Below are 13,155 nucleotides of genomic sequence, written 5' to 3'. Positions count from 1 at the left end.
GGCTCACCTAACTAGGAGGTGAGCCGTGACCACACCGACGTCCATCCGCCGCCCGCCGGCGCCGAACCCCGCGGAACGCGCGAAGACGATCGCCACCCGCAACGGGCCGGCGACGCTGATGCCGACCGCCGAGCAGCGCGACCTGCCGGGACAGTGCGGCCGCGTCATCCCCGAGCTGCACCACGTGCACCCGAGCGGCAGCGTCAGCATCCTGCTGCCGGACGAGCACCACCTGGTGAAACGCGCGCACGAGGCACAGCGCGGCGAGCTCGCGGTGATGGTCGAACTGACCGATCAGGCGCCGGTCGACCTGCGCGAACCCATTCGCGGGCTGCTGTGGATCACGGGCTGGCTCCGACCGCTTTCCGAGGTGTCGGCGCGGGCCCGCGCGGTCTCCATCGCCGAAACCCGGCCGGACGAGCGGCTGCTGGACGTCGGGCACGGCCTGACACTGCTGCGGCTGACCCCGGCGTCCCTGGTGCTCGCGGACGCCGAGGGCACGCATTCGCTCCGGCCGCATATGTTCAGCGCCGCGCCGCCGGATCCCTTCCACGACTACGAGGCCGCATGGCTGAGGCATCTGGAGACCGACCACGCCGACGTCGTCGAGCAGCTCGCCAAGCACGTGCCCGCCGAGCTGCGCGGTGGCTGGATCCGGCCGCTCGGGCTGGACCGCTATGGGCTGCGGCTGCGCGTCGAGGCCGACTCCGGCGACCACGACGTCCGGCTGGCGTTCTCGCGGCCGGTCGAGGGGCCGCAGCAGTTGAGCGGCGAGATCCGCCGTCTGGTCGGCTGTCCTTACTTTCCCCAGGGTTAGGCGAGTTCCGCCGGGAAGCCGCCCTTGGCGATCGGGCCCCACGAATCGATGGTGACGCGAATGATGCTCTTGCCCTGCTTCACCATCGCTTCGCGGTATTCGTCCCAGTCGGGATGCTCACCGGAGATCGCGCGGAAGTAGTCGACCAGCGGCTCGACCGAGTCGGGGAGGTCGAGCACCTCGGCGGTGCCGTTCAGCTGGACCCACTGGTCGTTCCACTCGTCGGAAAGGACGCAGGCGGACACCTTCGGCTCGCGACGGATGTTGACGACCTTCGCGCGCTTCGGATACGTCGAGATGACCAGCCGCCCCTCCGTGTCGACTCCGCAGGTCACCGGGGAAAGCTGGGGTCCGCCGTCGGCCTTGGTGGTCATCAGGATGGCGCGGTGGCGGGTGGACAGGAAGTCGACGAGCGCGGCCCGGTCGACGGTTTCGTTGGTCGCGATACTCCTTGCCATGACCCGACGGTAACGTGCGGCCGATGAGCTGGCTGCGTCCCGAACGCCCGGCGCTGCCGGAATTCGTGGAAGATCCGGCGCGCCGCCGCGCGATCGTCATCGAACTGGTCGTCGTCTTCGGCATCACCCTCGGCCTGTCCGGGTTGCGCAGCCTGCTGTCCCTTGTGGACTCGCTGCTGCAGCCGGTGCCGCTCGCGCAGCAACAGGCGCAGCTGAACGTCCCCCAGGCGACCCTGAGCCTGGTCGACCTGCTCAAACAGCTCCTGAGTGCCTGCCAGCTCGTCGGCTGGGGCGCGCTCGGGCTGTACCTGTTGTGGCGCGGCGGGATGAAGCTGGCGGAGATCGGGCTCGACAGGCGGCGTCCCGGCCGCGACGTCGTCCACGGGCTCCTGCTCGCCGCGGTGATCGGGATTCCGGGACTGGGGCTGTACTTCCTCTCCTACGGCCTCGGGTTCAGCCTGTCGGTGCAACCGTCCACTTTGGGCGAGACGTGGTGGCGTCCGATCACGCTGACGTTGTCGGCCTTCGGGAACGCGTTCGCCGAAGAGGTGCTCGTCGTCGCGTATCTGCTGACCCGGCTGCGGCAGCTCGGCTGGCGCGAGAACACCTCACTGGTCGCGTCTTCGGTGCTTCGCGGTTCGTATCACCTGTATCAGGGTTTCGGCGGTTTCGTCGGCAACGTCGTGATGGGCCTGGTGTTCGGCAGGCTGTGGCAGAAGACGAACCGGCTGTGGCCGCTGATCGCCGCGCACACCGCGCTGGATTTCGTCTCCTTCGTCGGATACGCGCTGCTCAAAGGGCGAGTTTCCTGGCTTCCCTAGCTACTGTGAAACCGTGATTGACGAGACGACTCCACCCCGAGTTGACAGCGAAGTCGGCCCCCTGCGTGCGGTACTGCTGCACAGGCCCGGCAACGAGCTCAAAAGGCTCACGCCTCGCAACAACGACCAGCTCCTGTTCGATTCCATCCCCTGGGTGGACCGCGCGCAGGAGGAGCACGACGCGTTCGCCGAGGTCCTGCGCGGACGCGGCGTCGAGGTGCTGCTGCTGGCCGACGCGCTGCGCACGGCGCTCTCGGACACCCGCGCCCACGCGGCGGGCGTGCACGCGGCCGTCGACGAGCGGCGCCTCGGGCCCGACCTGGCCGATTCGCTCCGCTCCCACCTTTCGAGCGCGGCACCGGCGACGCTGGCCGAGGTCCTGATGGCCGGGATGACCTTCGAGGAACTGCCCGCCGCCGAGGGCGCCTCCCTGGTCCGGCTGATGAACCACCCGAACGACTTCGCCGTCGATCCGCTGCCGAACCTGCTGTTCACCCGTGACTCGTCGGCGTGGATCGGCGACCGCGTCGCGGTCTCCTCGCTCACCATGCCCGCGCGCGTCCGCGAAACCGCGGTGCTGGACCTCATCTACGCCTACCACCCGTGGTTCCGCCATGCCGCCCGCGCGTACGGCGCGCATTCGGCGCCGATCGAGGGCGGCGACGTCATGCTGCTTTCGCCGGGCGTCCTCGCCATCGGCGTCGGCGAGCGGACGACCGCGGCGGGTGCCGAGTCGCTGGCCCGGTCGGTGTTCGCCGACGGGATCGCGCACACCGTGCTCGCCGTCCCGATCCAGCAGACCCGCGCGACCATGCATCTGGACACCGTCTGCACGATGGTCGCGGCCGACGCCGTCGTCATGTATCCGCTTTCCCGTGATTCGCTGACCGCATTCACGATGCGGCCGACCGACGACGGTTCCGTGAAGGTGGAAGGCCCGGCCCCATTCCTCACCGCGGCCGCCGAAGCAATGGGAATCGAACGGCTTCGCGTCATCGACACCGGCCTCGATCCGGTCACCGCCGAACGCGAGCAATGGGACGACGGGAACAACACCCTCGCCCTCGCGCCCGGCGTGGTCATCGGGTACGAACGTAATGTGGAAACCAACGCGCGCCTGGAGGAAGCCGGGATCGAGGTCCTGGCCATCACGGGCTCCGAGCTGGGCTCCGGCCGCGGCGGCCCGCGCTGCATGTCGTGCCCGATCCGGCGCGAAAGCATCTGAAACAGAAATAAAGTAAGCCTTCCCTAATTGATTTCGATTGATTAGGGAAGGCTTACTTAATTGAGGCGGGCCTATTGTCGGTAATGGTAACCTAATAGGGGGGACATCACCAGAGAAAAGTGGAAATCGAATAGGGACATGACGTATCGTCGAACACATGGCCCTCACCAAGAAGCAACCGCGCTCGAAGTTCTACGAACTGCTGCAGGCGCAGATCCACAACGAGTTCAACGCCTCCCAGCAGTACATCGCGCTGGCGGTCTGGTTCGACGCCGAGGACCTGCCGCAGCTCGCGAAGCACTTCTACAAGCAGTCCGTCGAGGAGCGGAACCACGCGATGGCGCTGGTCCAGTACATGCTGGACACCGACCACCACGTGGAGATCCCCGGCACCGGCGACGTGCGCAACGACTTCTCCGACGTCCGTGAGCTCATCGAGCTCGCGCTGCAGCAGGAGAAGGACGTCGCGACCGACATCCAGCAGCTGGCCAAGGCCGCGCGCGCCGAAGAGGACTACATCGGCGAGCAGTTCACGCAGTGGTTCCTCAAGGAGCAGGTCGAGGAGATCTCCCAGATGTCCACGCTGCTCAACATCGTCAAACGTGCCGACGGCAACCTGTTCGAGGTGGAGAACCACCTGCACCGCGAGTCCGTCGGTGACGGCGGCGCCGACGCGGGGATGCCCCCGGTCGCCGGCGGCGCGCTCTGACCAACGCTCCCACCACGAGGAAAACCCGGGCTCTCCCCCTTGGAGAAGCCCGGGTTTTCTTCGTGCGTCAGCTGAACTGACAGTTCTGGTTGATGCTGGTCAGCAGGATGCTGACGGCCGACCCGTCATCGGACACGGAGATCCGGTACGCGCTCACCGCGCTCACCGGCGCGACGTAGGAACTGCCGTCCTTGGTACTGCCGGGATAGGCGGCGAGGATGTCCGCCTCGGTCGAGCCGACGCCGATCCCCTCCGGCGTGTGCACCGTGCCCGTCGGGTTGATGACGGTGATCCCGTCGCCCTCGGTCAGCGACACCGACGTCGACACCGGAACGGCGGCCCCCTCGTCCGCGTGGCCGTAGGTGCAGGTGCCCCGGACCTCTTTCGCCCGCAGCGGACCGGCGGTGGCTTCCGCCTCGGACTCGCTCATCCCGAGCCGGAGCTTGCCGAAGCCGGCGGAGGTCAGCAACGAACCAGAGGTCACCTTGCGCTGCGTAGGCGGCTTCGTGGCGGCGGTGCTCTTCGGCGGTTTGACCGGCCCGTCCGAGGCGGTCGAGTGCGGTGGCGCGGTCGTCGGGTTCGGCTGTTCCACCGGCGCGGAAGCCGCCGGCGCCGAACTCCCCGGCCCCGGCTGCGCCGGGCTCGACGACGCCGCGCCCATGGTGAGCTGGTCGCCACCGGGGAAGGCCGCGCCATTGTCCTTGTCGTGGATCGTGAAGACGGTGAGCCCACCGCCCAGCAGGACCACCGCGGCGGCCATCCCGCTCGTCGTCTGCATCAGCTGACGGCGGCGACGGCGACGGCGGGCGCCCGCGACGATCGCCTCGGGATTCAGCGTGGACCCCGCGCCCAGCCGCTCGTCCGAAAACAGTTCGCGCAGCTGCTGCCTCACGTCCTCGTCGGACATGTTCATCCCGCTTCCCTCCCTTCGTCCTTGGGCTCGAACAACGCGAGCTTCGTCCGCAGCGACGCGATCGCCTTGCTCGCCTGGCTTTTGACGGTGCCCTGGCTGACCCCGAGCGAATCCGCGATCTCCGCCTCGGACAGCCCTTCGTAGTAACGCAGGACCATCACCGCGCGTTGCCTCGGCGGCAACGCGCGTAACGCCTGCCACAGCGGCTCGTGCTCGAACGGATCGGCCGGACTGTACGGCTGGACGTCCGGCAGGTCGGCGACGAGGCTCTCGCGTTTGGTCCGGCGCCAGCGGCTGATATGCGCGTTGGCCATCGAACGGCGGATGTAGGCCATCGGGTCGCCGGTCTTGTGCTGGACGTACGACCAGCGGGAGCCGATCTTCTCCAGCACGGTCTGGACCAGGTCGGCGGCGTCGTGCGGATTCCCGGTGAGGGCGTGCCCGTACCTCAGCAGCCCCGGAAGGCTGGCCCGCACGAAGTCGCCGAAGTCGGTGAGCTCACCCGACACGGCACTGTTCCGGCTCTCGCCGGCCCCCCAGACGTCCGTCCCCGGTATGACCGTCGCGGCAGCGGTCACCGTATCGCCTCCTCCCGGGGTCACCTGGCCAGGTCTGCCTGGCTCACCTCTCCCGAAACGCATGACCGCCCCCACAGGTTGTCTTCAGCCGCGAACCAGTTCGAGAGACGCTCGCCCCGCCGAGGAGTTGCCCGCCTCAACGTTTCGACACGGACTCGGGAATTCTGAACGAACCGTCCCCCTGAACAGGGAATTCGTGAACGGCCACCACGGCGTTACGGGGTATCGGTCCGTACACGTGGGGGAACTGGATACCGGCCGGATGCGGCGGGTCCCCGTCCTCCCAGACGACGGGCGCGCCGACGAGCGCCGGGTCGATCTCCAGCAGCACCAGATCGGTGCGGCCGGGGAACACGGCGTTGGCCGGGATATGCGCGGTTCCGGGGTCCGAGCAGTGGATGAAGCCGTCGGATTCGAGCGACGCGGCGGTGTAGACGCCGCCTTCGGGCACCGCTGCCCACTCGTCCTTGGCGCAGATATGGAGGATCACGCGCCCATCCTCGCGCATTTCGTCCTCTGGATGCGGAGCCCGCATCCAGAGGACGAAATGCGCGGGAAGGGGATCAGCGGATGGTGAGCTGGCGGCCGATGAGGCCGTCGCGCGAGCGGCGCTCGGCGGCGTTGAGCGGCTCGGTGTCGAGGGACTTCAGCGCCGCCTCGAGCCGGGTGCCGAGCTGGTCCTTCGCGTCGGCCCACTCGCGGGCGTGGGCCTCGGGGTCGAGGTCCCACACCGGGACGAGCAGCCCGTGCGCGCGGAACGAACCGGCGTAGCGGGAGCCCTCGCCAAGGCCCAGTTCACCGGCCGCGGAAAGCCGCGCAAGCGCTTGCAGCAGCAGGTTCTCCGGCTCGGGGCGGACCCAGCGCAGGTGCGCCTTCTCCCCGGCGAGCACCCAGTACGCGCCCGCGCCGAGGCGTTCGGTCGGCATGATCGCCGCGTTCGCGCGCTCGAGGGACAGCGCGACGTCTCCGCTCGCGTCGGCGTCCTCGGGCAGCCACCAGGCGAAGTCGTTGTAGAGCGTGACGTCGAGTTCGACGTCGGTGTCGAGCAGGTCCTGCAGGCGGGCCTTCTCGTCGGCGGTGGGCGGCGTCGTGGTGTCCGGCACGGACAGCACGTCACCCTCCTTGGCCTCCAGCACCCACTGAAGCGCGCGGCCGAGGTCGCGGCTGATGTCCGAGGAGCGGGTCTGCACCTGCATCCCGATGTAGCGCTCGCCGTCGGACCGGACGAACGCGGCCGCCGCCATCGGCAGCACCGTGCCGAGGGTGACCTTCTCGCCGGAGCCCAGCGTGAGCGCCGCCGTCGCCGACGGGACGAACTCGCGCAGCGCGATCAGCTCGGTCTCCGCCGCGAGCCCCTCGAAGGGCTGGCCGACGAAGACGTCGCGCACCTTCGGCTTGCGGTCCGAGGTCGTCTTGGGACCCTTCTTGCGCGAACCCTTGCCCACGTCAGCCTCCTCAAAGCTCGGTTCGGAACGCTATCGCGGGAAGGCGCACGCCTCGTAAGGCCCCCGGGGTTGGTGACGAAGACGGCGCGGACGACACCCGGCGGGCCACCGGATCGACCGGATCGGCGGGTTTCAGCGGCCATCCGGGTACCACGCAAACGTGACTGAAAACGGTTGTCATCATCCGGACGATCTAATCGCGGGTGATCAGCCTGCCGTTTTGCCCGTACCGCACCGAATACTCGATCACGGCGCCATCCGGTGCCGTAGTGCGGAGAAAGGGATCACAGATGAGCACCTCGAAGCGCCGGGCCGCGTTGGCCGCGTTTCCCGTGGCACTCGGTCTGATGCTGGCCGGGCCCGCGGTGGGCACGGCTTCGGCCGCGCCGCAGTCCGACAGAGCCGACCAGGCGCGACATTGCCTGCTGCTGTGCGTCGGCCATCACCACGGGCATCACCATCACGGGCTGCACCTGCACCTGGGACTTTGGCTGCATCTGTAGCTCCCTGCCGCGCCGGGGCGGCCACCCCGGCGCGGCGCCCGGCCGGGTTACAGTCGGCGGGTGTTCGACCTCGCCGACCCGGCCTTCCTCGCGAATCCGTACCCGTCCTTCGCCGACCTCCGCGAACGCGGCGAAGTCCACCGGCACGACGGTCTCGGCATCGCCGTGGCGGTGTCGCACGCGGCGTCGGCCGCCGTCCTGCGGCATCGCGGGCTGGGCCGGATCTGGCAGGACGCGCTGCCGGTGGAGCGGTTCGCGTCGTTCAACCTCCTGCACCGCAACTCGCTGCTGGAGAACGAGCCGCCTGCCCACACGCGGCTGCGGCGGGTGATCGCGGGCGCGTTCGGGCGCGGGCACGTCCAGCGGCTGCGGCCGATGGTCGCCGAACTCGCGGACGGCATGGTCGACGGCCTCGCCGCCGAGATCGCCGAAACCGGCTCGGCCGACCTGCTGGCGCACCTCGCGCAGCCGCTGCCGGTCGCGGTCATCGCGGAACTGCTCGGCGTCCCGGTCGACAAGGGACCGAGCATGGTCACCTGGTCGAACCACATCGTCAAGATGTACGAGTACGGCCTCGCAGAGGACAAGCGCGACGCCGCCGAAGCCGCGGCCGCGGAGTTCGTCGACTACCTGCGTGACGTCGCGAAGCAGCGCGCGAACTCCCCCGGCGAAGACATCGTCAGCGACCTTCTGCGCAGTGAGCTCACCGAGGACGAACTGGTCGCGACCGCGGTCCTGCTCCTGATGGCCGGGCACGAGGCGACCGTGAACGTCATCGGGAACGGCGTCAACGCGCTGCTGACCCACCGCGACCAGTGGGAGCGGCTGCTGGCCTCGCCGGAGCTCCTGGACCCGTGCGTCGAGGAGCTGATCCGCTTCGACGCGCCGCTGCAGCTTTTCGAGCGGACGGCGACCACTGACGTCGAGATCGCCGGGTTCCGGGTCGCCGAGGGCGAGAAGATCGGCGCGCTCCTCGGCGCCGCCGCGCGGGACCCGAAGGTCTTCGACCGGCCGGACGCACTCGACATCGGCCGCACGCCGAACGCGCACCTCGGCTTCGGCATGGGCATCCACTACTGCGTCGGCGCCCCGCTCGCGCGGGTGGAGATCGCGGCCGCGCTGTCCTCCCTTGCCTCGAAGCTGCCGGGGCTGGAGCTCGCCGAGACCCCGGAGCGGCGGCCGGAGTTCGTGATCCGGGGGCTGCGCTCGCTCCGAGTGACCACGGGTTAGGGACCTGCGCCGGACGTTCGCGTCGCGCCTGGGGCGGGCCGTGAGGTGAAGGACGCTTTACCCGCGTCGCATGCGGTGAAAGTCCCCTTCACCCACACCGAGACCACCAGCGCGGGGAGCTCACCCGGCGCTGGCGAGTGGTAGCAAAGGTCCCTTGCTCTCTTTCCCCAGGTCAGGGATAGAGCGTGAAGTGCGAAACATGCACCGGCTTGATGTGCTCGAAGTGCCGGCGATCCACAGTGGCCACCTCGACCGTCTTCAGCCGTTCGGCCGTGGCCACGACGGCCGCGTCCGCCAGGCCGAGCGGCCAATCCGAGTACTGGCGCATCAGCACGGCCATCCGCCGGAAATCGTCGTCCATGGGGTGATAGATCGCGAACTGAGGCGAGCGTATGAGTCCTTCGATGAACGCCGCCTCGGCTTCGCCACCCAGATACTTCTCGATGTAGTGACACACCTCGGTCAGTACGAGCGACGGCACCAGCAGATCACGGGTGGCCGCGGTCGCGAGCCACTCGACCACCGCATGATGGTGATCATCTTTCCGGCTGGCCATGGCGATGAGCGGACCAGCGTCCACCACGATCGGACGCGCCATCGATCTTCGCTTGTTCCCGTCGCGAACTCAGGCGACGTCCCGGCCGCGTACCACGGCCTTCACCGTCTCGGACGCGTCGGCTGGCAGATCGAACATGCCCAAGAAGGACGGTAAGGAATACGGCTTCGACGGCTCGTCCGGGGCCGGCTCAGGCCGACGGATCCCATGCCCGGTGAGCCCCGTTTTCACGCCAGGCGAAACTCGCCCTGTCACAGGCTGTTTCACCTTCTTCGCCCTGGCGGCGGACGACTTGTAAAGACCGCTCGCAGCAGACCGCACCCGGCCGGTCTCCCCGGCAGGCAGGTCGCACTTCCGCTGCTCGCTCATACCGCCATGTTACAGACTGATCCCTCGTCAGCGGAGTGCGCGAATCCGCATTCAACGTTTAGTGAAAAAGTTGCGTCAGCGCACGGAGGAAGCGGGACGTTCGCGCCGCTCCGGCTCCGGAACCCCGTCCACCTTAAGCACGCGAAGCAGCCGAAGGCGCTTCTCCTCGACAGGAGCGAGCAGCCCGGACATGCGCTTCACGAGCAGCGCGGTCACCACCGCCAGCCCGGCCGCGGTCAGGTCGGTCAGCGCGACCAGCACGACGCCGTCGGCCAGCGCCTGGACACCGTCACGGAACCGCCAGACGATGACCAGCGCGAGCAGCACCCAGTTGAGTGCCCAGACGCCCCACCAGACCAGCACGAGCCGCGACGGCTTCGGCCGGGTTTCCCGCGTCCGCCGCAGGACGGCGTGTTCGAGTTCCGCGACGACCGGCAGCACCATGATCAGGTTCACCACCGGCACCAGCACGAACGCCAGCACATGCCGTTGCCGCCTGGGCGGCGCCTCGCCGGAGACGTCCGCGGCCGCGTGCCTGGCGACGAGCAGCCACCACACGGTGAGCCCGGCCGGCAGCAGCGAAAGGATCGTCGTGAGCAGGCCGGCCGTGATCACGAAGGTGTCGGAGACCGAGACGACGGACGTCGACAGCGCGGAGTCGCGGCTCTGCACCAGCAGGACGTAGCGCCAGATCTCCGCGGCCGAGGCGATGACGGCGAGGGCGGCGAAGGTCCACAGCACCGGCAGCAGGCTGCGCGTGATCACCCGCAGCCGCTCCCCCGCGGTGACCTCGCCCGACGCCGTCCCGGGAACGGCTGTCGGACGGCGCCAGACCAGATTCGGGAAGCCCCACCTCGGCGGGACCGGGTAGGACGGCGGGCCGGAGTAGCGCTCGGCCACGGGCTTGCGACGCTGCGGCAGCGCGCCGGGCGGCGGCGAAGCGACCCAGCGGACGCGATGGCGCACCGGCTGCCGCATCGGCGCGGGGCGCACGGGCGGCATCGGCGACAGTGGCGCCCTCGGTGGGTAGTGGCCTGGCTGCACGGTTACAGCACTTCGGGCTCGACGCCGGGATGGTCGCCGACCATCGGGCGCCCCTCCTGCTTCCAGGAGCCCATCCCGCCGGCGACGTTCACCGCGTCCCAGCCGCTCGCGTTGAGCCACGCGGCGGCGCGCGCGGACCGGCCGCCGCTGCGGCAGATCACGTAGACCGGCTGGTCGTCGGGCAGGTCGTCGAGTTCGCCGACCCGCGCGGGCAGTTCACCCATCGGGATGTGCTTGGCGCCGGGAGCGTGCCCGGCGGCCCACTCGTCGTCCTCGCGGACGTCGAGCAGCGCGACACCGTCCTTCGGCAGATCACGGACGGCGACGGTCGGGATGTCAGCAGGGCTCACCACCCTGCCATCCTCGCATCCCGTCCCGTTGCGCGCGCGTGAAGAACAACTCAATGCTTGACGGCTTTTTCCGCACCGGCGCCGGTGAGCGAGCGGACCTCCATCTCGGCGTACTTCTTCTGATTGTGGTCCTTGGACAGCACGGTGCCGAGCCAGCCGAGGAAGAACGCGACCGGGATCGAGACGATGCCCGGGTTGTCCAGCGGGAACCAGTGGAAGTCGACGCCTTGGATCATCGAGGCACTCTTGCCGGTCTTCGGATCGACGGGTTTGCCCGACACCGCCGGCGAGAACACGATCAGCAGCACACAAACCGCGAGGCCGCCGTAGATGCTCCACAACGCGCCTTGGGTGTTGAACCGCTTCCAGAACAGCGAATACAGGATGGTCGGCAGGTTCGCCGAAGCCGCCACCGCGAACGCGAGCGCCACGAGGAACGCCACGTTCTGGTTCTTCGCGAGGATCCCGCCGACGATCGCGACCGCCCCGATCACCAGCGCGGTGATCCGCGCGACGCGGACCTCGCTGTCGGGATCGGTCTTCCCCTTCTTGATCACGTTGGCGTAGACGTCGTGCGCGAACGACGCGGACGCGGTGATCGTCAGTCCCGCGACCACGGCGAGGATCGTCGCGAACGCCACCGCCGCGATGAAGCCGAGCAGGACAGGTCCGCCGAGTTCGAGTGCCAGCAGCGGTGCCGCCGAGTTGGTCGTGCCCGGCGCCTTCGCGATCACGTCGGGCCCGACGAGCGCGCCCGCGCCGTAGCCGAGCACCAGTGTGAACAGGTAGAAGATGCCGATCAGCGCGATCGCCCACACCACCGAACGGCGAGCGTCCTTCGCGGTCGGCACCGTGTAGAAGCGCATGAGCACGTGCGGCAGCCCCGCGGTGCCGAGCACCAGCGCGATGCCCAAGGACAGGAAGTCGAGTTTCGTCGTGCCGGTCTTGCCGTACTGCTTGCCCGGGCCGAGCAGCGCCTCCCCGGTCCGGCCGCCCTTGTCGACGGCGGCCTGGAACAGGCTGGAGAGGTTGAAGCCGTACTTCCCGAGCACCCACAACGTCATCGCGAACGCGCCCGCGATGAGCAGGACGGCCTTGATGATCTGGACCCAGGTGGTGCCCTTCATCCCGCCGATCAGCACGTACAGGATCATGATCACGCCGACGACGGCGATCACCAGGTCCTGGCCGAGGTTCCCCTCGATACCGAGCAGCAGGTTCACCAGACCGCCCGCCCCCGCCATCTGCGCGAGCAGGTAGAAGAACGAGACGGCGAGCGTGGAGATCGCGGCCGCCGCGCGGACCGGGCGCTGCTTCATCCGGAACGCGAGCACGTCGCCCATGGTGAACTTGCCGGTGTTGCGCAGCAGTTCCGCGACCAGCAGCAACGCCACCAGCCACGCGACGAGGAATCCGATCGAGTAGAGGAAACCGTCGTAACCGTTGATCGCGATCGCACCGGCGATACCCAGGAACGACGCCGCGGAAAGATAGTCGCCCGAGATCGCGATCCCGTTCTGCGGGCCGGTGAACGCGCGGCCGGCGGCGTAGTAGTCGGACGCGGTCTTCGTATTCCGGCTCGCCCGGAAAACGATCACCAGCGTGATCGCCACGAAGATCGCGAAAATGGTGATGTTGAGCGCCGGGCTGCTGCCCTGTACGCCCGCTGCCAGCGTATTCACCGTTCGGTCCCTTCGACCTCGTGCCGGATCTTGTCCGCGAGCGGATCGAGCTTCCGGTTCGCGTACCGGACATAAAGGCCGGTGATCACGAAGGTGGACACGAACTGCAGCAGGCCGAAGACCAGACCGACGGTGATGTTGCCGAAGAGTTTGGTGCTCATGAACTCGGTCGCGTAGTCGGCGAGGAGCACGTACAGCAGATACCAGAGGAGGAACAGGGCCGACACCGGGAAAACGAATACCCGCAGCCGTCGTCGCAGCTCGGTGAATTCCGGACTCGCCTGGACCTTTTCCCAGTCGGATTCCGGTTCGGAACCCAGGTCTTGATCGGTCTCGCTCATGTCGGACCTCCCACCTGCCGCGACCATTCCATGACTTCGTTGTCACGAAAGATCATGCCCCTCATAGGGCGCGAGAGGAGCAATCCATTTGAGTGAACGGTACGACTCTGCGTA

At 68.5% G+C, this 13,155-nt stretch carries 17 protein-coding genes; 6 read left to right on the top strand and 11 right to left on the bottom strand.

The annotated features are described in order from the left end of the window. Nucleotides 1-25: 25 nt before the first annotated feature. Nucleotides 26-817: a DUF2470 domain-containing protein gene (locus AJAP_RS00780; protein WP_038507325.1), complete on the top strand. Its 792-nt coding sequence runs from the start codon at nt 26-28 to the stop codon at nt 815-817. Here the strand turns inward: AJAP_RS00780 and AJAP_RS00775 are convergent. After that, nucleotides 814-1,275: a PPOX class F420-dependent oxidoreductase gene (locus tag AJAP_RS00775; RefSeq protein ID WP_038507322.1), complete on the bottom strand. Its 462-nt coding sequence runs from the start codon at nt 1,273-1,275 to the stop codon at nt 814-816. The two genes, AJAP_RS00780 and AJAP_RS00775, sit on opposite strands and share 4 nt — an antisense overlap. A 23-nt stretch (nt 1,276-1,298) precedes the next feature. Here AJAP_RS00775 and AJAP_RS00770 point away from each other — a divergent pair, with 23 nt between their 5' ends. The 3 genes from AJAP_RS00770 to AJAP_RS00760 all read left to right on the top strand — a co-directional run bounded on the left by AJAP_RS00770 (nt 1,299) and on the right by AJAP_RS00760 (nt 4,030). Beyond that, nucleotides 1,299-2,096 carry a CPBP family intramembrane glutamic endopeptidase gene (locus AJAP_RS00770; protein WP_038507319.1) on the top strand — a complete coding sequence of 266 codons (798 nt, stop codon included), beginning with the start codon at nt 1,299-1,301 and terminating at the stop codon, nt 2,094-2,096. Nucleotides 2,097-2,109: 13 nt separating this feature from the next. Then, the gene (locus AJAP_RS00765) at nt 2,110-3,321 is read left to right on the top strand and encodes an arginine deiminase (protein ID WP_051972296.1); all 1,212 of its coding nucleotides are present in this window, start codon (nt 2,110-2,112) and stop codon (nt 3,319-3,321) included. Between the two features lie 157 nt (nt 3,322-3,478). After that, a complete protein-coding gene (locus tag AJAP_RS00760) occupies nt 3,479-4,030 on the top strand; it encodes a ferritin (protein WP_038507316.1) in 552 nt (183 codons plus the stop codon). A 67-nt stretch (nt 4,031-4,097) separates the two neighbouring features. Here AJAP_RS00760 and AJAP_RS00755 read toward each other — a convergent pair whose 3' ends face one another. From AJAP_RS00755 to AJAP_RS00740, 4 genes are all read right to left on the bottom strand, one after another. Further along, nucleotides 4,098-4,943, bottom strand: coding sequence for a hypothetical protein (locus tag AJAP_RS00755; protein WP_038507314.1), 846 nt, complete (start codon nt 4,941-4,943; stop codon nt 4,098-4,100). Then, nucleotides 4,940-5,452: a SigE family RNA polymerase sigma factor gene (locus AJAP_RS00750; protein WP_038507311.1), complete on the bottom strand. Its 513-nt coding sequence runs from the start codon at nt 5,450-5,452 to the stop codon at nt 4,940-4,942. Before AJAP_RS00750 ends, AJAP_RS00755 begins: the two co-directional genes overlap by 4 nt. 205 nt (nt 5,453-5,657) lie before the next feature. Beyond that, on the bottom strand, nt 5,658-6,011 hold the full coding sequence (locus tag AJAP_RS00745; RefSeq protein WP_038507308.1) for a DUF952 domain-containing protein: 354 nt from the start codon (nt 6,009-6,011) through the stop codon (nt 5,658-5,660). A 73-nt stretch (nt 6,012-6,084) separates the two neighbouring features. Further along, nucleotides 6,085-6,966 (bottom strand): DUF5926 family protein, encoded by an 882-nt coding sequence (locus tag AJAP_RS00740; protein WP_038507305.1) that lies wholly within the window; start codon nt 6,964-6,966, stop codon nt 6,085-6,087. Between the two features lie 290 nt (nt 6,967-7,256). Between AJAP_RS00740 and AJAP_RS00735 the strand changes: the two genes are divergently transcribed. Continuing rightward, nucleotides 7,257-7,469, top strand: coding sequence for a hypothetical protein (locus tag AJAP_RS00735; protein ID WP_037333665.1), 213 nt, complete (start codon nt 7,257-7,259; stop codon nt 7,467-7,469). 60 nt (nt 7,470-7,529) lie between these two features. Then, complete coding sequence (locus AJAP_RS00730) at nt 7,530-8,699, top strand: cytochrome P450 (RefSeq protein ID WP_038507303.1); 1,170 nt, start codon at nt 7,530-7,532, stop codon at nt 8,697-8,699. Between the two features lie 172 nt (nt 8,700-8,871). Here AJAP_RS00730 and AJAP_RS42715 read toward each other — a convergent pair whose 3' ends face one another. The 6 genes from AJAP_RS42715 to AJAP_RS00700 all read right to left on the bottom strand — a co-directional run bounded on the left by AJAP_RS42715 (nt 8,872) and on the right by AJAP_RS00700 (nt 13,041). Further along, nucleotides 8,872-9,297, bottom strand: a complete 426-nt coding sequence (locus tag AJAP_RS42715; RefSeq protein WP_038507300.1) for a type II toxin-antitoxin system VapC family toxin — start codon at nt 9,295-9,297, stop codon at nt 8,872-8,874. Between the two features lie 27 nt (nt 9,298-9,324). After that, the gene (locus tag AJAP_RS00720; protein WP_038507297.1) at nt 9,325-9,624 is read right to left on the bottom strand and encodes a hypothetical protein; all 300 of its coding nucleotides are present in this window, start codon (nt 9,622-9,624) and stop codon (nt 9,325-9,327) included. Nucleotides 9,625-9,699: 75 nt separating this feature from the next. Beyond that, nucleotides 9,700-10,626 (bottom strand): DUF4328 domain-containing protein, encoded by a 927-nt coding sequence (locus AJAP_RS00715; RefSeq protein WP_051972295.1) that lies wholly within the window; start codon nt 10,624-10,626, stop codon nt 9,700-9,702. Between the two features lie 44 nt (nt 10,627-10,670). Continuing rightward, nucleotides 10,671-11,021 (bottom strand): rhodanese-like domain-containing protein, encoded by a 351-nt coding sequence (locus tag AJAP_RS00710; protein WP_007030524.1) that lies wholly within the window; start codon nt 11,019-11,021, stop codon nt 10,671-10,673. Between the two features lie 47 nt (nt 11,022-11,068). Further along, nucleotides 11,069-12,700: a solute symporter family protein gene (locus AJAP_RS00705; RefSeq protein WP_037333680.1), complete on the bottom strand. Its 1,632-nt coding sequence runs from the start codon at nt 12,698-12,700 to the stop codon at nt 11,069-11,071. Next, the gene (locus AJAP_RS00700) at nt 12,697-13,041 is read right to left on the bottom strand and encodes a DUF485 domain-containing protein (protein ID WP_038507294.1); all 345 of its coding nucleotides are present in this window, start codon (nt 13,039-13,041) and stop codon (nt 12,697-12,699) included. The genes AJAP_RS00705 and AJAP_RS00700 overlap by 4 nt, the downstream gene beginning before the upstream one ends. Nucleotides 13,042-13,155 lie beyond the last annotated feature (114 nt).

Origin of the sequence: Amycolatopsis japonica (assembly GCF_000732925.1) — a bacterium.
Taxonomy (GTDB): domain Bacteria; phylum Actinomycetota; class Actinomycetes; order Mycobacteriales; family Pseudonocardiaceae; genus Amycolatopsis; species Amycolatopsis japonica.
Note: the sequence above shows the minus strand (reverse complement) of the source record. Positions and strands in the feature narration are given on the sequence as shown.